The 22075-nt window shown below is 70.5% G+C and carries 20 protein-coding genes and 1 tRNA gene; 2 read left to right on the top strand and 19 right to left on the bottom strand.

All coding sequences use genetic code 11. The features are described 5' to 3' along the window. Genes ACSHT8_RS23610 through ACSHT8_RS23600 form a run of 3 tightly spaced genes read right to left on the bottom strand, consistent with a single transcriptional unit; the run spans position 1 to position 2084 of the window. A complete protein-coding gene (locus tag ACSHT8_RS23610) occupies positions 1-342 on the bottom strand; it encodes a DUF952 domain-containing protein (RefSeq protein WP_436493083.1) in 342 nt (113 codons plus the stop codon). Beyond that, on the bottom strand, positions 339-1292 hold the full coding sequence (locus ACSHT8_RS23605; protein WP_436493082.1) for a DUF5926 family protein: 954 nt from the start codon (positions 1290-1292) through the stop codon (positions 339-341). The genes ACSHT8_RS23610 and ACSHT8_RS23605 overlap by 4 nt, the downstream gene beginning before the upstream one ends. 51 nt (positions 1293-1343) lie before the next feature. Continuing rightward, on the bottom strand, positions 1344-2084 hold the full coding sequence (locus ACSHT8_RS23600) for a glycerophosphodiester phosphodiesterase (protein WP_436493081.1): 741 nt from the start codon (positions 2082-2084) through the stop codon (positions 1344-1346). A 14-nt stretch (positions 2085-2098) separates the two neighbouring features. On the opposite strand from ACSHT8_RS23600, the gene ACSHT8_RS23595 reads away from it, so the two are divergent. Then, positions 2099-3271: a cytochrome P450 gene (locus ACSHT8_RS23595; RefSeq protein ID WP_436493080.1), complete on the top strand. Its 1173-nt coding sequence runs from the start codon at positions 2099-2101 to the stop codon at positions 3269-3271. On the opposite strand, the gene eccCb is transcribed toward ACSHT8_RS23595, so the two are convergent. From eccCb to ACSHT8_RS23525, 14 genes are all read right to left on the bottom strand, one after another. Next, on the bottom strand, positions 3268-7554 hold the full coding sequence (gene eccCb, locus ACSHT8_RS23590; protein ID WP_436493079.1) for a type VII secretion protein EccCb: 4287 nt from the start codon (positions 7552-7554) through the stop codon (positions 3268-3270). The genes ACSHT8_RS23595 and eccCb overlap by 4 nt on opposite strands. Positions 7555-7561: 7 nt before the next feature. Then, the gene (locus ACSHT8_RS23585) at positions 7562-7942 is read right to left on the bottom strand and encodes an effector-associated constant component EACC1 (protein ID WP_436493078.1); all 381 of its coding nucleotides are present in this window, start codon (positions 7940-7942) and stop codon (positions 7562-7564) included. An 81-nt stretch (positions 7943-8023) separates the two neighbouring features. Next, entirely contained in the window at positions 8024-8926 is a 903-nt protein-coding gene (locus ACSHT8_RS23580; protein WP_436493077.1) for a DUF4328 domain-containing protein, read from the bottom strand. Then, complete coding sequence (locus tag ACSHT8_RS23575; protein WP_436493076.1) at positions 8926-9264, bottom strand: rhodanese-like domain-containing protein; 339 nt, start codon at positions 9262-9264, stop codon at positions 8926-8928. The genes ACSHT8_RS23580 and ACSHT8_RS23575 overlap by 1 nt, the downstream gene beginning before the upstream one ends. A 45-nt stretch (positions 9265-9309) precedes the next feature. Then, positions 9310-10896: a solute symporter family protein gene (locus ACSHT8_RS23570; RefSeq protein WP_436493075.1), complete on the bottom strand. Its 1587-nt coding sequence runs from the start codon at positions 10894-10896 to the stop codon at positions 9310-9312. Then, complete coding sequence (locus ACSHT8_RS23565; RefSeq protein WP_436493074.1) at positions 10893-11219, bottom strand: DUF485 domain-containing protein; 327 nt, start codon at positions 11217-11219, stop codon at positions 10893-10895. Before ACSHT8_RS23565 ends, ACSHT8_RS23570 begins: the two co-directional genes overlap by 4 nt. 133 nt (positions 11220-11352) lie before the next feature. After that, positions 11353-13137, bottom strand: a complete 1785-nt coding sequence (locus ACSHT8_RS23560; RefSeq protein ID WP_436493073.1) for a cation acetate symporter — start codon at positions 13135-13137, stop codon at positions 11353-11355. A 28-nt stretch (positions 13138-13165) separates the two neighbouring features. Beyond that, positions 13166-13573 carry a hypothetical protein gene (locus tag ACSHT8_RS23555; RefSeq protein ID WP_436493072.1) on the bottom strand — a complete coding sequence of 136 codons (408 nt, stop codon included), beginning with the start codon at positions 13571-13573 and terminating at the stop codon, positions 13166-13168. Further along, positions 13570-14391: a LytR/AlgR family response regulator transcription factor gene (locus tag ACSHT8_RS23550; RefSeq protein ID WP_436493071.1), complete on the bottom strand. Its 822-nt coding sequence runs from the start codon at positions 14389-14391 to the stop codon at positions 13570-13572. The genes ACSHT8_RS23555 and ACSHT8_RS23550 overlap by 4 nt, the downstream gene beginning before the upstream one ends. Positions 14392-14494: 103 nt before the next feature. Beyond that, positions 14495-15361: a S49 family peptidase gene (locus ACSHT8_RS23545; protein ID WP_436493070.1), complete on the bottom strand. Its 867-nt coding sequence runs from the start codon at positions 15359-15361 to the stop codon at positions 14495-14497. A 4-nt stretch (positions 15362-15365) separates the two neighbouring features. Continuing rightward, the gene (locus ACSHT8_RS23540) at positions 15366-16643 is read right to left on the bottom strand and encodes a sensor histidine kinase (RefSeq protein ID WP_436493069.1); all 1278 of its coding nucleotides are present in this window, start codon (positions 16641-16643) and stop codon (positions 15366-15368) included. A 200-nt stretch (positions 16644-16843) separates the two neighbouring features. Then, positions 16844-17710, bottom strand: coding sequence for an Fpg/Nei family DNA glycosylase (locus ACSHT8_RS23535; RefSeq protein ID WP_436493068.1), 867 nt, complete (start codon positions 17708-17710; stop codon positions 16844-16846). A 37-nt stretch (positions 17711-17747) separates the two neighbouring features. Further along, on the bottom strand, positions 17748-18185 hold the full coding sequence (locus ACSHT8_RS23530; protein WP_436493067.1) for a DUF983 domain-containing protein: 438 nt from the start codon (positions 18183-18185) through the stop codon (positions 17748-17750). A 163-nt stretch (positions 18186-18348) separates the two neighbouring features. Further along, on the bottom strand, positions 18349-19956 hold the full coding sequence (locus tag ACSHT8_RS23525) for a sigma-70 family RNA polymerase sigma factor (RefSeq protein ID WP_436493066.1): 1608 nt from the start codon (positions 19954-19956) through the stop codon (positions 18349-18351). Positions 19957-20185: 229 nt separating this feature from the next. Between ACSHT8_RS23525 and ACSHT8_RS23520 the strand changes: the two genes are divergently transcribed. After that, positions 20186-20258, top strand: a tRNA-Gly gene (locus ACSHT8_RS23520). 41 nt (positions 20259-20299) lie between these two features. Here ACSHT8_RS23520 and ACSHT8_RS23515 read toward each other — a convergent pair. Together ACSHT8_RS23515 and ACSHT8_RS23510 are read right to left on the bottom strand one after the other, a co-directional pair. Continuing rightward, on the bottom strand, positions 20300-20599 hold the full coding sequence (locus ACSHT8_RS23515; RefSeq protein ID WP_436493065.1) for a YiaA/YiaB family inner membrane protein: 300 nt from the start codon (positions 20597-20599) through the stop codon (positions 20300-20302). 88 nt (positions 20600-20687) lie between these two features. Further along, positions 20688-22073, bottom strand: a complete 1386-nt coding sequence (locus ACSHT8_RS23510; RefSeq protein ID WP_436493064.1) for a DUF2252 domain-containing protein — start codon at positions 22071-22073, stop codon at positions 20688-20690. Between the last annotated feature and the right edge of the window lie 2 nt (positions 22074-22075).

Genomic DNA, 22075 nt, shown 5'->3' with positions numbered 1-22075 from the left:
TCAGCGGTTCGCGAGCGACTCCGGCAGTTCGAACAGGCCATCGGCGCCCGGCGGGAACTCGTGCACGCCGACCACCGCGGATGCCGGGATCGGCCCATAGACGTGCGGAAACCACGGCCCATCGGCGATCGCAGGCACCGCAGGTTCCCACCGAACCGGCACACCGACCAGCGCAGGGTCGATCTCCAACAGCAGCAGATCCGTCCGACCCCGATAGAGCCGATTAGCCGGAAGGCGCACTGTCCCAGGATCGGAACAGTGCACGAACCCCTCCGACACCAAACTCGGCGCGGTCACCTCAGCCGCGGGCCAGTCCGACCGAGCGATGATGTGCAGGATCACCGGATCGTGATCTGCCGACCGAGCAGCCCGTCCCGCGACCGCCGCTCGGCGATCGTCAACGGCTCCGACTCCAGCGACTCCAGCGCGGCCGACAACCGGGCACCCAGCTCCTCGGCCCCCGACGTCCACTCCCGCGCGTGCAGCTCCCGGTCCAGGTCCCACACCGGCACCAGCAGCCCGTGCGCCCGGAACGACCCGGCGAACCGCGAGCCCTCGCCCAGCGCCAGCTCACCGCGGGCCGACAGCCGCGCCAGCGCCGCCAGCAGCTCCTCCTCCGGCTCCGGCCGGACCCACCGCAGGTGGGCCTTCTCGCCCGCGTCGACCCAGTAGGCCGACGGGCCGATGCGCTCGGTGGGCAGGATCGCGCTGTTGGCGCGCTCCAGCGACAGCGCGACCTCGCCGGACGGCTCGGTGCCCTCCGGCATCCACCACGTGAAGTCCGAGTGCACCTCGGGCTCGATCGGCGCGGACGCGTCGAGCAGGTCCTGCAGGCGCTCACGCTTGTCCACAGCCTCGGTCTCCGGGCCGACGACCGGCAGCACGTCACCGGGCGCGGCGTCGAGGACCCAGCGCAGGGCGCGGGCCAGGTCGCGGCTGATGTCGTTCGAGCGGGTCTGCACCTGCAGCCCGACGAAGGCCACGTCGTCGGCGCGGACCAGCGCGGCGGCGGCCATCGGCAGCACGGTGGCCAGCACGACGTCGCGGCCCTCGACGCTCAGGTTGAGCTTCGCGGTGCCGGAGGGGACGAACTCGCGCAGGGCGATCAGCTCGGTCTCCCCCGCGATGCCCTCGAACGGACGCGAGACGGGCACGTCGACCACGCCACCGGCCAGGCCGTGGCACGCCTTGTAGCGCTTGCCGGAGCCGCACGGGCAGGGCTGGCGCGGGTTGATGCCCGACGAGTCCTCAACCTTGACCTTTGGCGGCTTCACCGCTGATCGCTTGGACATCGTCGAAATCTCCTCGCCTGCCGGACAATTGATGCGCTGGACGCTACCCAATCAGCCCGCGTCGAGGACGGTGCGGGTGGCCGCCGGGTCGTTGGTGGCCAGCCAGCGCACCCCGAGGTCGGCGCAGAAGCGGATGTCGGCGGGCGCGTCGACGGTCCAGCAGTACGTGTCGTGGCCCCGGTCAGCCGCCCGCGCGACGTAGTCCGGGTCGGCCCGCAGCACCGACAGGCCCGGCCCGGTGTAGTCGGCCCACGACGGCAGCACGCCGCCGCGCAGGAACGGCAGGAGGCGGTCGAGCAGGAACACCGTGGGCAGCCCGGGCGCCAGCGCGCGCACCCGGCGCACGGCCAGCGCCGAGAACGACATGACCACGATCTGCGACTCGGCCTTGGTCGGCGGCTTGGTCAGGCCGTACTCGGCCAGCAGCTCGACCAGCGCGATCTCGACCTTGCCGCCGGTGCGCACGGGATGCTTGGTCTCGATGAACAGCCCGGCGCCGTGGTCGACGGCCATGCCGAGCAGCTCGCGCATCGTCAGCACGCCGCGTTCGCCGCCGAAGTCCAATTCGGACAGTTGGGCCAGCGTCAGCTCGCCGACCCGGCCGGTGCCGTCGCTGGTCCGGTCGACCGTGCTGTCGTGCACGCACACGAGCTGCCCGTCACGGGTCAGACGCACGTCGCATTCCAGCGCGTCGGCGCCCTGGGCGAGGGCGAGCTCGTAGGCCGCTCTGGTGTGTTCTGCCCGAAGCGTCGACGCGCCTCGGTGGGCGACTAGCTGCACAGGCCGGATCATGCCACCGTTGCCCGGTGACGTTCGACCCGAGCGACCCCGCCTTCGTCGCCGACCCCTACCCGGCGTTCGCCGCGCTGCGCGCCGAGGGCGAGGTGCACTGGCACGAGGGGCTGGGCCTGGCGGTCGCGGTGTCGCACGCGGCGTGCTCGGCGGTCCTGCGCCACCGGGGACTCGGTCGCTTGTGGACGGACGCGGTGCCGCTCGGGGACTTCGCCGCGTTCAACCTCCTGCACCGGAACTCGTTGCTGGAGAACGAACCCCCGACCCACACCCGGCTGCGCAGGCTGATCGCCGCCGCGTTCGCGCGCGGCCACACCGACCGGCTGCGGCCGTGGGTCGAGCGGCTCGCCGACCGGATGGTCGCCGACCTGGCCGCGGAGATCGCCGACACCGGCTCGGCCGACCTGCTGGCGACGGTGGCGGCGCCGCTGCCGGTCGAGGTCATCGGCGAACTCCTGGGCGTCCCGACGGCGGATCGCGCGCTGCTGGCGCCGTGGTCCAACGCGATCGTGAAGATGTACGAGTACGGCCTCCCCGCCGACCGCAAGCGCGCGGCGGAGACGGCTGCCCAGGAGTTCGCCGACTACGTGCGGGCGCTCGCGGCCGATCCCCGCCCGGACAGCCTCGTCGGCGACCTCGCCGCCGTCCGCGACGGCGGCGACCGGCTCAGCGAGGACGAACTGGTCGCCACCGCCGTCCTGCTGCTCATGGCGGGCCACGAGGCGACGGTCAACGTGATCGGCAACGGCGTCCTGGCCCTGCTGACCCACCGCGACCAGTGGGACCGTCTCCTGGCCGACCCGGGCCTGCTGCCGTCCACGGTCGAGGAGCTGATCCGGTTCGACGCCCCGCTGCAACTGTTCGAGCGCACCGCCACCGAACGGGTCGAGATCGCGGGCCACACCGTCGAACCGGGCCAGAAGATCGCCGCCCTGCTCGGCGCGGCGGCGCGGGACCCACTCGTGTTCACCGACCCCGACCGCTTCGACATCGCCCGCACCCCGAACCCGCACCTGGGTTTCGGCGCGGGCATCCACTACTGCGTCGGCGCCCCACTGGCCCGCGTCGAGGTCGCCGCGACACTCAGCGCCCTGACCAGGAGACTCCCGAACTTGCGGCTCGCGGGCGTGGCGCCGCGTCGCCCGGAGTTCGTCATCCGCGGCCTGCGGGCACTGCCGGTCGGCTAGGCGTCCTGGTCGGGCGGCAGCCAGGCGATCTGAACCAGCTTCTCGCCCGTCTTGCGGCTGACCAGGGTGCCTCTGCCTGGCGGCAGCGCGGTCGCCCTGACTCTGCCCAGGAGAACACCCTCGTCCCGAGTGCCGCTCATCACGATGCCGGGTGCCCCGATCTCGCGCAGCCTGCCGACCACCGGGTCGAAGATCGCGCGCGAGGCACCCCCGGAACGTCGGGCGATGATCAAGTGCAGCCCGACGTCCTTGGCTTGCGGCAGGAACTCCGCCAGCGGCCGCAGCGGGTTGTCGGCACCCGGCTGGGCCACGAGGTCGTAGTCATCGACCAGGATGAAGAGTTCCGGGCCCTTCCACCAGGAGCGATCCCTGAGCTGTTTCTCGGTGACGTCCGGGCCGGGCAGCCGCTTGGCCATCGAGCCGCGAACGTCCTTGATCATGTCGTCGAGTTGCTTCGAGGACACCGCGTAGGCGAGTTGGTGGTCGTCGTCGATGAAGCCCAGCATCGTCCGCCGGTAGTCGACGAGGATGATGAGCGCTTCTTGGGGGGTGTAGCGATCCGTGATGCCGCGCGCGATGGCGCGGATCAGGTTGGTCTTGCCCGACTCGCCCTCGGCGAAGGCCATGAAGTGCGGCTCGGCGTCGAAGTCGAGGTAGACCGGGGCCAGTTCGTTCTCGTCGACCCCGATCGGGACGAGCTTGGTGTCGACGCGCCGCGGCAGCTCCGCGTAGCTGACCAACTCCGGCAGGAGCCGGACCTTGGGTGCCTTGCGGCCGTGCCATAGCTCGTCGATCCGCGCGATCGCCGAGCGCAGCCCGTCGGCCACGTTCGGGTCGGTCGAGCCGTCGATGCGGGGCAGGCCGATAAGGAAGTGCTGCTTGTCGGCGGTCAGACCACGGCCGGGGCGGCCCCGGGGCACGTTGAGCGCCGCCCGCCGGTCCACATCGGACTCGCTCGGGTCGCCGAGGCGCAGCTCGAACCGGGTGCCGAGCAAGTCCCGCAGCGAGGGCCGGATCTCCGCCCACCGAGTGGCCGCCACGATCACGTGGATGCCGTAGGACAGGCCCCGCGCGGCCAGGTTGACGACCTGCGCCTCCAGCGTCTCGAACTCCTGGCGGAAGGTCAGCCAGCCGTCGACGATCAGGAAGACGTCGCCGAACGGGTCCTCCTTGATTTCCCCGCGCCGCTTACGGTCGCGGAAGTCGGGCATGGAATCGATCTGTACCTCGCGGAACCGCCGCTCGCGTTGGGCGAGCAGCGTCGTCAGCTCGTCGACGACCCGCCGGGCCTTGTCCGGATGACCCCGGGTGGCCACCCCGCCGACATGCGGCAGGCCCTCGATCGTGCCGAGCGTGCCGCCACCGAAGTCGAGGCAGTAGAACTGCACTTCCTCGGGGGTGTTCGCCAGCGCCATCGACAGGATCAGCGTGCGCAGGGCCATCGACTTGCCCGACTGCGGGCCGCCGACCACGGCCCCGTGGCCCGCCGCACCGGAGAAGTCGGCCCACAGCAGGTCGCGACGCTGCTCGAACGGCTTGTCGATGATGCCGAGCGGCACCTGCAGCCTGCCGTTGAATGATCCGGCCGGGGACAGACCGCGGTCCTCGGTGCTCCGCAGCGGCGGCAGCAGCGCGTCGAGCGGGTTCGACTCGCCGAGTGGGGGCAGCCACAGCTCGTGCGCGGGCGGACCCTGGCCCACGATCCGCTCGACCACGACGTCCAGCGTGCTCGGCCGCTGCTCCCACGGCTCGTCTTCCGCCTGCGCCCGCGCGGGCCCGGAGACGTACGCGGCCTTGAACCGCACTATCGCGTTCGCGTCGGACCTGAGATAGCCGAACCCCGGGATCGACGGCAGCTCGTAGGCGTCCGGCACCCCGATCGCGGCACGCGACTCGGCGGCCGAGAACGTTCGCATGCCGATCCGGTACGACATGTAGGAGTCCAGGCCGCGCAGCTTCCCCTCTTCGAGCCGCTGCGAGGCCAGCAGCAGGTGCATCTGCAGCGACCGGCCCACCCGGCCGATCGCCACGAACTCGTCGATGAAGTCGGGCTTGGCCGACAGCAGCTCGGAGAACTCGTCGACCACGATGAACAGCGCGGGCAGTGGGTCGAGGTCGGCGCCGTTCTCGCGGGCCTTCTCGTACTCCCACACGTTCGTGAAGTTGCCGCTCCTCCGCAGCACCTCCTGGCGCCGGTTGACCTCCCCGGCCAAAGCGTCCTTCATGCGGTCGACCAGGCTCAGGTCGCTCTGCAGGTTGGTGATCGTCGCGGCGACGTGCGGCAGCGCGTCCATGCCGAGGAACGTCGCGCCGCCCTTGAAGTCGACCAGGACGAAGTTGAGCGCGGTCGAGGAATGCGTCATGGCCAGGCCGAGCACGATGGTGCGCAGCAGCTCGGACTTCCCGGACCCGACCGCGCCGATGCACAGTCCGTGCGGCCCCATTCCCTCCAGCGCCGACTCTTTGAGATCCAGCGTCAACGGCCTGCCGGACTCATCGATGCCGAACGGCACGCGGTAGCGCTCGCGCACCGGGCGCGGGCGCCACGCCCGCTGGATGTCGAAGGCCATCGGGTCGTCAGGAAGCCCTGCCAGGGACAAGAGCCGCGGGTTGGTGTCGAACGGGTGGACCGTCGGCGGCCGCACCGGCGCCGTCGGCGCCTCCTCGTCGGCCAGCGCACTGGACACCAGCACCTCTTCGGCCTGGTCGGCGTCCTCCTCCACGTCGGCGACCTCGGCCACCGCGGCGAGGAACGGCTTGCCGTCGATCAGGCCCCACCCCGCGCGGTTGGGGAGCGCCGCAGACAGATGGGGTCCGAACTTCGACTCGGCGGGATCGTCGAGGGCCAGCTCGATGCGGGTCCGCAGCAGGCGGGAGATCTCGGTCGGGATCTCCGCCCAGTGCCGCGCCGCGACCAGCACGTGCACACCTTTGCTCAGGCCCGCGCTCGCGATGCGCCGGACGGTGTGCACGATCTGCGGCAGTTCCTCCTCGAACTGGTCCCAGCCGTCGATGACGAGGAAGACCTCGCCATGGTCACCGGGCTCCAGCGTGCCGCGCCTGCGCAGCACCCGGAAGGTGTCGACGCTGCCGATGTTGGCTCTGCGGAACAGCTTCTCGCGGTCCGTGACGATCTCGCCGACGCGGGTCAGGACGTCGAGCACGTCTTGGTGGTCGGACGGCCCGACCACCGCGCGGACGTGCGGCGACCGCCGCAAGTCGTTGAACGCGCCACCCGAGTCGAGGAAGTAGAAGTGCACGTCATCGGCCGACTGGCCCGCCTGGATGCCCGCGATGAGCGTGCGGAGCAAGGTGGACTTGCCGGAGAAGATCTTGCCGATGATCCCGAGGTGGCCGTCGTGGCCTGCCAGCTTGAGCCTGACCACGTCGTCGGCGGCACCGGTCGACGTGTGCAGCTTGCCGATCGGCACGACGAGTTCCTGGGCGGGCGCCGCCGCGGGTTCAGGCAGCAGTTCGGCCAGCTTGGGCGACTCGGCCGACTCGTCGACGACCATCTTCCGAGACCACACATTGGCGATCCGAACCGTGCCGTGGGCGTGGTTCAACCGCTCGGGAACCTGGACGCGGTCCGCGGTGTTGCGCTTGCGCACCTCCCGCAAGGCGAACTCGTAGAGATCGTCCGCGGTGATGTGGTCGGCTCCCACTCTGGCCGCCGCGCCGGTCTTGATCCCGGTGATCAGGGCGTCGGTGAACAGCGAGTAGGGCTGCTGGCGGTCGAACACCAGCTTCTCGTCCTCGAAGGCCAAGTCCAGCTCGCGGCCCGCCGTCATCACGAACGTCCCCTTGCCGAAGTCCGCGTCCACCTTCACGGACTCGACGGACTTCGTCCGCGACGCGCTGGAGAACAGGCCGCTGTTGCAGCAGTCGAGAATGATGACCTTGTTCCCGGCCTGGCACTGGTCGAGCATCTGGTGCACCAAGGAAGCGGAGATCGCGGTCGCGAACGGCTTGGCCATGTCGGTGTCGTACGCGGCGAAGAACAGGCGCTTGGCGTTCTGGCCGTGCACGACCATCCCGTGACCCGACAGGTAGAGCAGCACGAGGTCGTCGGGTTGCCGGTCGCTGAACAGCTTCTCGATCTCGTACTCGATCACCGACTTGCGGTTGTCGATCAGCACCGGCGCGGAGTCGAACTCGCCGATCCTCTTGTCTTGCAACAGTTGGGAAAGCACCTGGGTCTCGTCGACCGGCGCGCGCAAAGTCCGAAGACGCGGATCGGCGTACCGCGCGGTCGCGACCAGCAGCGCGTGGCGTTCTCCCATGAGTGCTCTAGTCCTGAGGCTTCTCGCGTGGTTCCTGCGCGGCCAGCTGCTCGATGACCTTCTGTTGCGCGCTGTCGGACAGCGCCGTGAGGGTGACCTCGCGGCCGTCCTGGATCCAGGTCACCGACCGGGCCTTGGCGCGGTTCAGATAGGCGACGATCGTGCGGTACACCCCCAGCACCACGGCCGGTCCGAGGCCGGTGACCAGCAGGTCCGAGATCGACGTGGCCGGGCCGGACTTGCTGTTCGCAGGCGCCGGGCCGGAGTCGGCCCGCCTGACCACGACCGTGCTGAGCGCTCGCAGATCGTCGTGCAACGCGGAGGTGAGACCGTCGAGGATCATTTCGTCGGCGTGGACGCCCTCTACGCGCAGCCGTGCTTCGCCCACCGGTTCTCCCCCTGCGGTCTGTCAACGTCTGGCTACTGAAAGATATACCCAGCGCGGCAGGCAGCGTTACGGGAGATGATCTCAGCGCTGGGTACCCGGCGGACGATAGGTCCGCAGCTCCGGCGCGGGCGCACCCTCCACGCGGACGACGCGCAGGAGCCGGACCGACTCCGGGTCGACCGGGGCGAGCAGTGCCGAGATCCGCAGCACGACCAGCACCGTGAACACCGCCACGACGGCGGCCACGACGTCAGTCGCCGCGCTCAGCAGGACACCGTCGGCCTTGGCCTGCACGCTGTCGCGGAACCGCCACAGCACGCTCACCGCGAAGAACCCGCCGCCGACGGCGAGGGCGATCCACCACGACCGGACCAGACCGCTGGGCGACGGCCGTTCGTCACCAGGCTTGCGCAGCGCCGCGTGTTCCAGTTCGGCCATCGCGGCACCAGGCACGATGAGGTTCAGGCCGGGGACGAGGAAGCTCGCCGCCACCTGCCACAGCGGTCGGGCGGAGGCGTAGCCTGCGCCGTCCTGGGCCGCGCGCCGGGCCGGGACCAGCCACCACAGCAGCAGCGCCACCGCCGCCACCCCGAACGCGATCGACACGGCCGCGCCCGTGATCACGAAGCTGTCAGAGAGCGCGACCGTGTCGCGTGGGAGCGCGCTCGTCCGGGCCTTGACCAGCAGTGCGTAGCGCCAGACCTCGGCGGCGGCGGTCAGCCCGGAGAACACCGCGACCGCGACCAGCGCCCCGATGGCGAGCCTGCCCCGCGAGCGCACCTGCTCGGTCGCCGACGCCTCCGGTTCGGCGGCCTGCACCGCCGTCGGCCAGCGCCAAGCGAGTGCCGGGAAACCCCAGCGGGGCGTCGAGCGGTACGACGGCGGGCCGGTGTACGGGCCGAACCGCCGCGGCGACGCGGGTGGCGGCGGACCGGGCGGCGGGGTCGCCACCCACTCCATCGGCACCGGCCGCGGGTACTGCATCAGAGGACCTCGGGCTCCTGGCCGGAGACCGACTCCATGGGCCTACTGCCCGCCGCCCACGACTGCATGCCGCCGTCGACGTTGGTGGCGTCCCAGCCGTTGGCGTTGAGGTACTGGGTGACGCGGGCGGACCGGCCGCCGGAGCGGCAGATCACGTACACCGCCTCGGACTCGGGCAGCTCGCCGAGCCGGGCGGCCAGCTCCCCCATCGGGATGTGCACGGCGTCGGGCGCGTGGCCCGCGTCCCATTCGTCCTGTTCGCGCACGTCGAGCAGGGTCACGTCAGTCGGCAGTTCCGCGGGCAGGTCGACCACGGACACACTCGGCACCTGGTTCACGCCCTCGATGCTGCCATGCCGCCCGTAGGACCCTGTGAAGCCAGGTCAGTGGGCCGTGGCCTTCTCCGCGTCGACACCGGTCAGGGCGCGGACCTCCATCTGGGCGAACTTGGCGTCGTCGCGCTCGCCGGACAGGACGGTGCCAAGCCAGCCTAGGAAGAACGACACCGGGATCGACACCAGGCCAGGGTTGGCCAGCGGGAACCAGTCGAAGTCGGCGTTGGGGAACATCGAGGTCGACTTCCCCGACACGGCGGGCGAGAAGACGATCAGCGTGACGCACACGCCGAGGCCGCCGTAGATGCTCCACAGCGCGCCCGCTGTGTTGAACCGCTTCCAGAACAGCGAGTACAGGATCGTCGGCAGGTTCGCCGACGCCGCCACCGCGAACGCCAAGGCGACCAGGAACGCGATGTTCTGCCCGTTGGCCACGATCCCGCCCGCGATCGCCACCGCGCCGATCACCACGGCGGTGATCCGGGCGACGCGCACCTCCTGCTCCTTGTCGTCGGCCTCGCCCCGTTTGATGATGTTGGCGTAGATGTCGTGGGCGAAGGAGGCCGACGCGGTGATCGTCAGGCCCGCCACCACCGCCAGGATCGTGGCGAAGGCGACCGCGGCGATGAACCCGAGCAGCACCGGCCCGCCCAGCGCCTCGGCCAGCAGCGGCGCGGCGGAGTTGACCTTGCCGGGCGCGTTGCTGATCGTGTCCGGGCCGACGAGCGCGGCGGCGCCGTAGCCGAGGACCAGGGTGAACAGGTAGAACACGCCGATCAGCACGATCGCCCAGACCACTGAGCGACGGGCCTCGCGCGCGGTCGGCACCGTGTAGAAACGCATCAGGATGTGCGGCAGCCCCGCGGTGCCGAGCACCAGCGCGATCGCCAGGGACAGGAAGTCGAGCCTGCTGATTCCGGTCGCGCCGTACTGCAGGCCGGGGCTGAGCACCTTCTCGCCCGACTTCGGGCTGTTCTCGACCGCGCCGCCGAGCAGGCCGGACAGGTTGAAGCCGTACTTCGCCAGGACCCAGAACGTCATCACCGCGGCGCCGGAGATCAGCAGCACCGCCTTGATGATCTGCACCCAGGTCGTGCCCTTCATGCCGCCGATCAGCACGTACACGATCATCAGCGCGCCGACGACGGCGATGACCAGCGCCTGCCCGGTCGCGCTGGTGATGCCCAGCAGCAGCGCCACGAGCCCGCCCGCGCCCGCCATCTGCGCGAGCAGATAGAAGAAACTGACCGCCAAAGTCGACGTGGCCGCCGCGGCACGCACCGGGCGCTGGCGCATCCGGTAGCTCAGGACGTCGCCCATCGTGTACTTGCCGGTGTTGCGCAGCAGCTCGGCGACCAGCAGCAGCGCGACGAGCCAGGCGACGAGGAAGCCGATCGAGTAGAGGAAGCCGTCGTAGCCGTAGAGCGCGATGGCGCCCGCGATGCCGAGGAACGACGCCGCGGACAGGTAGTCGCCGGAGATGGCGATGCCGTTCTGCGGGCCGGTGAAGGCGTGACCGGCGGCGTAGTAGTCCGACGCCGTGCGGGTGTTGCGGCTGGCGCGGATCACCACGACCAGGGTGACCAGCACGAACGCGCCGAAGATCGACAGGTTGAGCAGCGGGTTGGAGTTCATCGCCGGTCACCTTCCAGCCGCTCGCGGATCTGCGTGGCGAGCGGGTCCAGCTCGCGGTCGGCGTGCCGGACGTAGAGGAAGGTGATCAGGAACGTCGAGGCGAACTGGAGCAGGCCGAACACCAGGCCGACGTTGATGTTGCCGATCAGCTTGGTCGCCATGAACCCGTGCGCGTAGTCGGCGAGCACCACGTACAGCAGGTACCAGCCCAGGAAGGCGAGGGTCATGGGGAAGACGAACCGCCGGAGCCTGCGTTTGAGTTCGGCGAAGTCGGCGCTCTCCTGCACCTGGACCCAGTCGGTGTCCTCTGCGCTGGTGGTCATGGCGACTCTCCGTACGTGATCGACTCCGTAGCGGGGCACACACTCCCATGGGAGTGCGTGTCGAGTGCTGACTCACCAAACCAATTACCCGGTCAGGTGACCTGCTAACCACCCATTTGAGTGGTTCGTTGACTCAACGTCGATGACGGCCGTTGGCGAGACGGACCCGGTCCTCCGCGGCCCCGAATCGGGCGATGTCCCGGTCCCGGATGAAGCCGAGCCGGTCGGGGGCGTGCATGCGCATCCGGATGCGGTTGGCGTCGGCCGGGATCCGGCTCTGCGTGGCCTTGCTCATGATCAGCACCGCGAGGAACGCGGCGGGCACGGTGACGAGCGCGGGCTGCTGGAAGAACGACGGCGCCCACCCGCCGGTGTAGCCGCTGACGATGTTGACGACCAGCGCCGTGATCACCAGCCCGCCACCGAGCACCATCCCGGACGCCGCCCCGACCCAAGTGATCTTGCGCCACCAGATGCCCAGCAGCAGCACCGGGCAGAACGTCGACGCCGCCAGCGCGAACGACAGCCCCACGCTCAGCGAGATGTCCGACGGCCGCAGCAGTACCGCGACCACGAACGGCACCAGCCCGGCGAGCACCGTGGAGAACCGCCAGTCACGGACCTTGCCGTTGAACAGGTCGGTCGACACCACCCCGGCGACGCTGACCATCAGCCCCGACGACGTCGACAGGAACGCGGCGAACGCGCCCGCCGCCGTCACCGCGCCGAGGATCTCGCCGAGCACCCCCGGCGCGACCTTCATCGGCAGCACCAGCACCGCCGCGTCGGTCTTGCCGGTGACCAGCAGCTCCGGCACGTAGAGCCGCGACAGCGCGCCCAGGATGATCGGGAACAGATAGAACAGGCCGAGCAGTGCGAGCACGTGCAGCGTGGTCCGGCGCGCGGCTCGCCCATCCGGGTTGGTGTAGAAGCGGACCAGCACGTGCGGCAGGCCCATGGTGCCCAGGAAGAGCGCCACGATCAGCGAGTACGTGGTGAACAGGTCGCCCGTGCCGCCCACCGGCCGCAGCCAGGCCGCGTTGTCCGTCGGCGCCCCGCTCACCACCGGGACCGCCGACCCCTTGGTGAAGTACAGGACCGTGCCCTTGTCGACCGTGTGCGGCCCGGCGCCCCAGTAGACGCTGCCGCCCGGCCCGCCGTCGACGCGGCCCTGCGTGGTCAGCGACACCGGTTCCGACACCGACAGCACGACCGCGGTCTCCACGGTGATCACCGCGTCGGCGGTGAACCTCGGCGGCAGATCGTCGTGCAGGCCGGTCATGTCGCCGCGCGCGCCGCCGTTGCCGATGAACAGCGCCACCATGACGAACGTGGGCGCGGCGATGGCGAACAGCTTCAGCCAGTACTGGAACGCCTGCACGACGGTGATCGCGCGCATCCCGCCGCCGAAGACGTTGACGAACACCAGCACCGTGACCAGCGCCGACCCGACCCACACCGGCGCGGCGGGCAGGATCTGCCGGATCGTCAGTCCCGCGCCCTGCAGCTGCGGGACCAGATAGAGCACGCCGATGAACACCACGAACACGGCCGCGAGCTTGCGCATCCCGGTCGACCCGAGCCGCGCCTCGCAGAAGTCGGGCAGCGTGTAGGCGCCGGACCGGCGCAGCGGGGCGGCCACGAAGATCATCAGCAGCAGGTAGCCCGCGGTGAAGCCGATCGGGTACCAGAGCGCGTCCGCGCCGTCCTTCAGGACAAGGCCCGCGATGCCCAGGAACGACGCCGCCGACAGGTACTCACCTGAGATGGCCGCCGCGTTGCGCCGCGACCGCACGGTCCGACGCGCGACCAGGAAGTCCGAGGTGGTGTTGGCCAGCCGGGAGCTGCGGTACCCGAGGGAGAACGTGGCGAGACCGACCAGCAGGATCGCTGCCGCCGCCCACGGGTTCAGTTCCAAGTCGACCGGTCTCTACCGATGGGGAGCGCTACTTCTCGACCATGTCGACGAAGTCGCGCTCGTGCCGCTCCGCGAGCACGTTGTACCAATACCCGATCCCGAACAGCAGAGGGAAGGGCAGGATCCCCAACAGCACCCACGGCAGCGCCACCCCGGCCACCGTCGACTCCGCCATTCCGGGCAGCAGGAAGAACAACAGGGGCAGCGCGCCGAACAGCAGCAGCACCAGCCCGGCCAGCGCGGCGGCGGTTCGGAACTGGGTGCGGATGAAGCGGCGCACGACCTCCTCGGCCCAACTCGTCTGCTCCTCCAGCTCGATCGCCGTACGCAGCACCGTGACCGGGGCACGCGCGTCGGCGAGCACGACCCGCTTGCGCCGGGGCCGCGGGGCGGGGACCTCGCCGCCGCCCGGGCCGTTCGACGCGTGCTTGCTCACGACCCGGCGCCGCGGACGAGTCGGTCCTTCAGCTCGCGGGTGTGCCTGCGGCTGACCGGCAGGATCTTCTCCTCGTGCCCGATCACCACCGAGTATCCCGACCCGCCCATGCGCAGCTCGGTGATCAGCGACAGCGGCACCAGGTAGGACCGGTGGATGCGCACGAACCCGGCCTTCTCCCAGCGTTCCTCCAGCTGCGCCAGCGGGATGCGCACCAGGTGGGAGCCGTCGGAGGTGTAGAGGCGGGCGTAGTCGCCCTGCGCCTCGACCCACCGCACCGCCGCGCGGGACACCAGCTTCGTCGTGCCCGCCAGTTCGACCGGGATCACCTCGTCGTCGCGCGACTCGGGGACCGCGCTCGGCGAGCCCGCGCCGTTGAGGTGGATCTTGGCGAGGACACGTTCCATCGCCTTGTCCATGCGCGGCTGCTCGGTCGGCTTGAGCAGGTAGTCGACCGCGCCCAGCTCGAAGGCGGCGACCGCCTCATGGCTGTGTGCGGTGACGAACACCAGCACGGGCGCGGGTTTGAAGCCCGCGAGCAGCCGGGCCAGCTCCATGCCGGTGAGGCCGGGCATGTCGAGGTCGGCGAAGACGGCGTCGACGACCGGCATGCCGGCGTCCTTGCGTGCGGCTAGCTCGGTATCGGCGCCCGCGAGCACCTGCAGCGCCTCGGTGGCGTCGAACGCCTTGAGGATGCGGCGCACGTGCCGATTGCCCTGGAGGCGCTCCTCCAGCATGGCCATGCCTTCGTGCTCGTCGTCGACGGCCAGGACGACGAGGCCGGGGGTGTTGTTCGAGGTACTCACTGTGAGCAGCATCTTGCCGATCGTCGCGGGTGCCTGTCCATGGTCAACGCCAGGTCAATCCAGGACCATCCCACCGGGTGATTGTCTGTGACTGACGGTCAGCGTTCTGGGCGCCTTACAGCCCGAAGCGTGACCAGACGGCCCGCGTCTCGACCGCTTCCATCGCTGCGAGTACCCGGTCCTGCGTCGACATCGCCGCCGAGGCGACGCCCAACCGGGCGAGCAGCGGCCGCTTGGGCTCGGCGACGCTGATCTCGGCGTCCGGGAACCGCTCGGCCACCACCGACCGCAGCGTGCCGAGGCCGTCGACGAGGCCGAGTTCCAGCGCCTTCGCCCCGGTCCAGACCTCGCCGGAGAACAGGTCGTCGTCGGCGCCGACGAGCTTGCCGTCGCGGCGCTCGCGCACCCACGCGACGAACTGGTCGTGCAGCTGCCCTTGCAGCCCCTTCAGCCAGACAACGTCCTCGGGGTTCTCCGGCTGGAACGGGTCGAGCCGCACCTTGCGCGTGCCCGCGGTGTGCACCCGGCGCTCGACGCCGAAGCGCTCCAGCAGCCCGGCGAGGCCGAACCCGGCGCTCACCACGCCGATCGACCCGACCAGCGACGTGGGGTGGGCGTAGATCTCGTCGGCGGCGCAGGCCAGCCAGTAGCCGCCCGACGCGGCGACGTCCTCACAGAAGGCGAGCACCGGCACGTTCTTCTCCGCCGCCAGCTCGCGCACCCGCGCGGCCACCAGCGCCGACTGGGTCGGCGCCCCGCCGGGCGAGTTGATCGCGAGCACCACCGCGCGCAGCCGGTCGTGCGCGAACGCCCTGGTCAGCGCCGACTCGACAGTGTTGATGTTGATCGTGCCGCGGGACAGCGGCGACGGTGTCGGCGTGATCACCCCGTGCAGCTTGACCACCGCCACGACCGGACCCTTGTCCGCTCGCTCGCCGATGAGGGGAATTCTGGCGGCCAGCCGCTCGGTCACGCTGCTCATGGGTTCAAGATACGGCGGCCGGGCCGGTCGGCGCGGCGGGCGCGGGCCGGGGTGCCCCGTAGTCCTCGTCCTCGTCGTCGCTGAAGTCGGGCAGATCGGGGCGGACGCCGGGGAAGAACTTGGGCACCCGCAGGGTGATCTTCATGCCCGCGCCGGGCGCGGTCTCGACCATCAGCGCGTACTCGTCGCCGAACACCTGGCGCATGCGCTGGTTGATGTTGCCGACGCCGACGTGCGAGCCGGTCTTGTGCGCGTCCCGCAGGTCCTCGAAGAGCCGGTCGGCGTCCATCCCGACGCCGTCGTCCTCGATGATGATCAGCGCCTCGGAGCCGTTGTCGTGGGCGAACACGCTGACCGTGCCGCCGCCGGGCTTCTTGGCGATGCCGTGCCGCACCGCGTTCTCCACCAGCGGCTGCAGCACCAGGAACGGCACCACCACCGACTGCACCTCAGGCGCGATCCGCAGCCGCACGTTGAGGCGCTCCTTGTAGCGCGCGCACTCGATCGTCAGGTAGCGGTCGATGTTGCTCAGCTCGTCGGCCAGCGTCGCGAACAGGCCCGACGCGCGGAACGAGTAGCGGGTGAAGTCGGCGAAGTCCTGGAGCAGCTCGCGGGCGTGCTCGGGGTCGGTGCGGATCAGCGACGAGATCGTGTTCAGCGTGTTGTAGATGAAGTGCGGCGAGATCTGCGCCCGCAGCGCCCGGATCTCCGCGCGCACCAGCTGCTGCTTGGACTCGTCGAGCTTGGCCAGCTCCAACTGGATGCACAGGAACGTCGCGACCTCGTCGGCGGCGCGGATCAGCCGCTTGCTGTCGACCCCGCCGACCACGATCAGCGCACCCTCGACCTGGCCGTCGATGATCAGCGGCACGATCGCCGCGGTGCGCATCGGACAGCTGCCGCGGTGGCGGCACTGGAGGTTCTCGTGCTGGATGTGGGCGCGCTGGCTGCGCTGCACCGACTCCACGATCGACTCGGCCAGGTCCATGTAGTGGTCGTTGGCGTCGCCGTCCCACGACAGCAGCCTGCCCTCGGCGTCGGAGATCCCGATGGCAACGCACTTGAGCATCTGGCGCAGATTGGTCGTGGCCTCGTCGGCGGCGTGCTCGGTGAGTCCGTTGCGCAGCTCCGGGGCGGCCTTCGACAGGCGCTGGACCGCGTCGAGGACGGCGTCGTGCACCGACCCGGTCTTGCGGGGGCGACACAGGATGACGAACAGCCCGAGCACCAGCAGAGTCGCGAGCACACCGACGAACGCGCGCTCGGTCAGCAACTGGGCCACCGGGTAATGCTCCCTTTCCACCGAAGGTGAGGCAAGGCGCTGTCCTGTGAGTCCGGTGCGCGGGATCGGTGATCCGGGTGGTTCCTGGGCGCGCGGGCGGGAAGCCGCGCGTGCTGGTTGTACTCGGAGTTCCCGCCCGTGCGGCCAGGGGCCGCCCGGGCGCCGATAGCGTGTGCCGGACTCACAGGACAGCGCCTAGGCTACTTGAGCAGCCTTGACAGCCTTCGGTCCGCGAGCGGCTTGCCGCCGGTCTGGCAGGTCGGGCAGTACTGGAAGGACTTGTCGGCGAACGACACCTCGCGCACCGTGTCGCCGCACACCGGGCACGGCAGGCCGGTCCGGGCGTGAACACGCAGGCCAGAGCGTTTCTCGCCCTTCAGCCGGGCCGCGGACTGGCCGACCGACCTGGCCACCGCGTCGGTCAGCACCGAGCGCATCGCCTCGTACAGGTCGTCGACCGCGGCCGGGGTGAGCCGGGCGGGCGTCGCATAGGGCGACAGCTTGGCGACGTGCATGATCTCGTCGGAGTAGGCGTTGCCGATGCCGGCGATCACCCGCTGGCTGGTCAGCGCTGTCTTGAGCCGGTCGGTGCGGTCGGCGAGCAGGGCGGCGAACTCGTCCCTGGTCAGGCCCAGCGCGTCCGGACCGAGGGTGGCGATCTGCTCGATCGACGCCGGGTCCTCCACGATCCACACCGCGAGGCCCTTCTTGGTGCCCGCCTCGGTGAGGTCGAACCCGGGTCCCTGACCGGGCGGCCCGAGGTGCACGCGCAGCGCCAGCGGCCCCTTGCCGGTGGGCTTGGGCGGGGCCGCCGACATCGTGTCGGCCCACCGCAGCCAGCCCGCGCGGGCCAGGTGGGTCACCAGGTGCAGGCCGTCGACCTGCAGGTCCAGGTACTTGCCGTAGCGGGCGGCGCCGGTCACCTGCCTGCCGTGCAGCGCGGTCCATGGCGGGCTCGCGGTCTTCAGCACGCTCAGCGACGCGACGTCGACGCGGGCGACCGTGCGGCCGACCGCGTGTTCGCGCAGGTGGTGGGCTAGGGCCTCGACCTCGGGGAGTTCCGGCACGCCGCCAGTCTTCCCGCTGAACGCGCCCGTGTCATGCCTAGCTCAGCGGCTTGATGACGCCCTCGTAGGACGGCTGGGTGTCCTGGGTGATCGACTTCGCGATCTTGGCCACCTCGCTGCGGGCGGTGAAGTAGCCGCGGACCGTGCCGACCCACTTCTCCACCGGCTCGCCCTCGCCGTCGTCGCCGGTCTCGGCGACCAGCTTCCACGGCCTGCGCAGCGCCCAGCGCGCCGGGAAGAACAGCACGGCCATGACCAGCAGCAGGATCAGCCAGCCGGGCACCACGACGCCGCCGGGCATCCACGAGATCAGCACGATCCCCAGCGTGATGATGAGAATGATCATCACGATGCCGGGCACGTACCCCGCCGCGACGTCGTGCTCGAAGTCGTCCTCAGTGGCCGGGGTGCGCCACTCCAACGTGCCGTGAACGGTCCACAGCCTGCCGTTCACGTCGCGAACCTGACGCGTCATCTCCTGCCCTTCGGCGTTGGTAACCGGGCCGCCACATTCAGTCACTACACCGAGAGATACGTTACCCGCTCGCCGCTGGACCCTACGGGTGAATCGATCCCACCAGCTTCACTCCACCGAGTGTTCCACCACACGACAGCCTTGATCAACTGTGTGTCGGCGATCAGCTGGCGACCACCGTCGTCGGGGTCGCGGCGGGCTTGGCCGACTCCGTGGGCTCCGGCTTGGTCGGCTCGGGCTCGACCGGCTCGGTCGGCTCCGGCTTGGTCGACTCGCTCGGCGGGTCCGTCGGCTTGGTCTCGACCGGCCCGGTCTCCGTCGGCTCGCCGGTCGGCGACAGCATGACCTTGTAGTCCGCGGGCGGCGCGGTGTGCCAGACCGTGTAGTGCGTGGTCTCGGTGACGACCGTGGTCTGGTCGGCGGCGTTGACCCTGGTCGTGGTCGTGGTCTCGTCGACGACGTCGTACTGGTCGTAGATCGCCCACTTGCGCTCGTAGGAGGTCTTCTCGAAGACCACCGGCTGCGACTCGTCGTACTCCGCGGGCAGCAGCCGCGGCGCGGCCATCAGCCCGGGGCTTCCGCCCTGAGCGGCCTGCTCGGCGGCCGCCTGCTCCGCGACGGGCTGGTCGGGCACCGCGACGATGTTCTCGATCACGGTCTCGCGGGTGGCGGGCGCGCGCTTGTCGCCGGGCTTCTGCTTGGCCGGTTTGCCGTGCGCGGGCGCGGGCGGGTTCTGCGCGGGTGCCCCCGTCGGCGTCGGCGTGATGCGGGTGAGGTCGGTGATGACCACCTCGGGCGCCCTGGTGCCGTCGAGGTCGTCGAACGCGGCGGTGGACGACGGGCCGCCCACGGCCACCATCGCGTATCCGAACGCGCCTACCGCGGCGGCCGACGTGGCGGCGAGCGCGGCCTGGATCTTGACGTTGGCCAGCAGGCCCTTGATCCCGGTCGCGGCGGCCGACGCGGCGCCCATGTGCTGCCAGAGCGCCACCCCGGCGACCGGCGCGGCGAGGAACGCCGCGTGCGCGCGCAGGCCGGAGCAGACGTCCTGGAGTTCGTCGACCATCGCCGAGCAGGAGGCACACGTGGTGATGTGGGCGCGCACCTTGCGGCGCTCGACACCCTTGATCGTGCCCGCGGTGTAGGCGCCGAGCTTCTCCAGCACCGACCGGCAGCCGGTCGACCCGCGGTCGATGGACAGGTGGGCCTGCAGGTAGGCCGCGCGCAGCCCTTGGCGGGCGCGGCGGGCCAGCGCGGCAGTGGCGTTGGGGCTGAGCCCGAAGTTCCCGGCGACGACCGCCGGGCGGGCGCCCTCGACCTCGACCTCCCACAGCACGCTGCGCCAGCGCTCGGGCAGGCTGGTGAACGCCCGGGTGATCAGATTGCGCTCGGTGGACTGGCCGCTGCGGTCGGGGTCGGCGCCGACGCGGTGGTTGAGCTCCTCGTCGGACACCGGCACGTCGCGCCTGCGCCCATTCCACTCCCACGCGACGCGGCGGGCCACGATCAGCAGGTAGCCCCGCACGTTGTCGACCGGCCCGGAGCCGCGGCGAATGGCCTGGAGCACGCGGAAGAAGGCTTCGGCCGTCAGATCCTCGGCCTCGGCGCGATCGGCGGCCAGCCCGAGGGCGAGCCTGCGGACGGCGTCGCTGTGGCGGCTGAAAAGTTCCCCGAAGGCGGCGTCCTCGCCGTTGCGCAGCCTGTGCAGCAGCGCGCGATCCTCGGCGGCGGCGTTGTCCGGCGACGTGTCGATGTCCAGGGCATCGGTCATCCGGCCTGGTACCTCCTCATGGCCGCCGTGACAATGGGGTCAAAGATGCCACACCACATGCCCTTACGGTGGATAAACGTGAATAACGTTAATGGAGACCCGACTGTTGATGGCGACTGAATGGGTGAAGGTCAACACCCGAACGCCCCGTTCGCGCACGGTGGAACGGGGCAAAGGCGGCCCCGGTGAACACCGCCCGGGAGATCCGATATAGTTGGCGCCGCACCACGCGGACGTAGCGCAGCTGGTAGCGCATCACCTTGCCAAGGTGAGGGTCGCGAGTTCGAATCTCGTCGTCCGCTCTCCACGAAGGCCGCATCCCCCGGGATGCGGCCTTCGTGCGTTACAGGGCGCCTGGGCGGAACGGGTCGTGCTCGACGAGCAGCTTCTCCACCCGCGCGCGGTCGATCCGGCTCGCCACCGCCGTGAGTTCCTGCCGGTCCCTGATGACCTTGGCCAGGGTGAACGCCGAGGTCACGGTGTAGAGCGCGCCGATGGCTAAGAACGCCCGCACCCACGGATCGACGGGGAGCACGGCGATGCCGATGGTCAGGGCCACCAGGGCGATGGCGAACGAGATCGCCGCCTGGGCGTAGAAGGCGGCGGTGGTCGGGGAGCCCGGGGTCTTCGCGTCGGAGGTCATGGCTTCACTGTGCGCCGCGCCACACGCCCTGACATGCGTAGATCTACTCGACTTCGCGGCCGTCATCTTCGGTCGTAAGGAAGCGAGGTCAGCCAACGGGCTGCTCGATCACCGCCGACAGCCGCCCGGCGGCCACCGCGGCGACCAGGTCGGCGTGGTCGGCCTCGGTCTGGTCGGCGTAGTCGATGGCGTAGTCGGCGAACGCCTCGTCGAGGTCGTCGCCCTCGCAGTACCCGGCGAGCAGCCGCGGGTCGACCGACCGGGTGTGCGCGCGGGCCAGCAGCGCCCCGGCGAGCCTGCCGTAGTCGTCGAGGTGGTCGCGGTCGAGCGTCGTCGCGTCGATCTCGCCTTTGCGGTTGCGGAACTGCCGGACGATGTAGTCGCGCCCCTGGACCGTCGTCCAGCCCAGCAGGATGTCGCTCTCGGCCTGCACGAGCCGCGCCCCGTGCACGATCCGTTTGCCCTCGTGCTTGGCGGGCCCCACCCCGAGATGCCCGGCCAGCGCCGACGGCCGCGCCTCCTTCACCTGCAGGACCAGCGCCTCATCGCCGTTGCCGTGCAGGAGGACCAGGTAGTTGCGGAGGCCGACGCTGCCGGTGCCGACCACCCGGAACGCCACGTCGGACACGCCGTAGCGCATGATCAGATTCCGCCGCGACTCCCGCAGCGTGTCGACGTACTCGGGTAGCGCCCCCACGACCGCGTCGGCCACGGCGTCGTCGACCTTGGTCATCACCGGCGGGTCGGTGACGAAGCGCCACCGCTGGTCGTCGCCCTTCTGCGTCCACCGCGCCGCCACCCGGGCACTGGTGTTCTTCCTCGCCTTCTTGGCCGCCTTGGCGAAGTCGTCGAGCAGTTCCTCGGCCCGCACCTTCCCCAGCACGGACTCGTCACCGAGCGCGGTCCACGAGTCGAGGAACGGCATCTCGGCGAGGTGGTCGATCGTCTTCCGGTAGGACCGCACGACGTCCTCAGCGGCGTCCCGACACCCCTTGGCGGACACGCCCCCTTCCCGCCCGGCCAGCACGAGACTGGTCGCGAGGCGTTTCAGGTCCCACTCCCATGGGCCGGGGAGGGTCTCGTCGAAGTCGTTGATGTCCATGACGATCTGCCCGTCCGCGGCCCCGTAGAGCCCGAAGTTCGCCGCGTGCGCGTCCCCACAGAGCTGGGCGTGCACCCCGGTGCACGGCCCTGCCGCGAGGTCGGCCGCCATGAGCCCGGCACTCCCGCGAAAGAACGCGAAGGGCGAGGCGAGCATCCGACCGACGCGGAGCGGGACGAGATCGGGCACCCGGCCTTCGTTCGACGCCCGCACGAAGTCCGCCACCGCGGGCCTCCGCTCGGCGAGGACAACCTTGCGATGCGCCTGGTGATCGGCCACGTCCAGCAGCGCCCGCCCTTCGGCGTAGACCTGCTCCGGCTCCACCCAGGTCCCCAACGCCACAGCCACCCGCGCCCGCGCTCTCTCACCCATGC

It is taken from the genome of Actinokineospora sp. HUAS TT18 (assembly GCF_051364635.1).
In the GTDB taxonomy this organism is placed as follows: Bacteria; Actinomycetota; Actinomycetes; order Mycobacteriales; family Pseudonocardiaceae; genus Actinokineospora.
The sequence above is the reverse complement of the archived record's forward strand: the minus strand, read 5'-3'. Positions and strand labels throughout refer to the sequence as shown.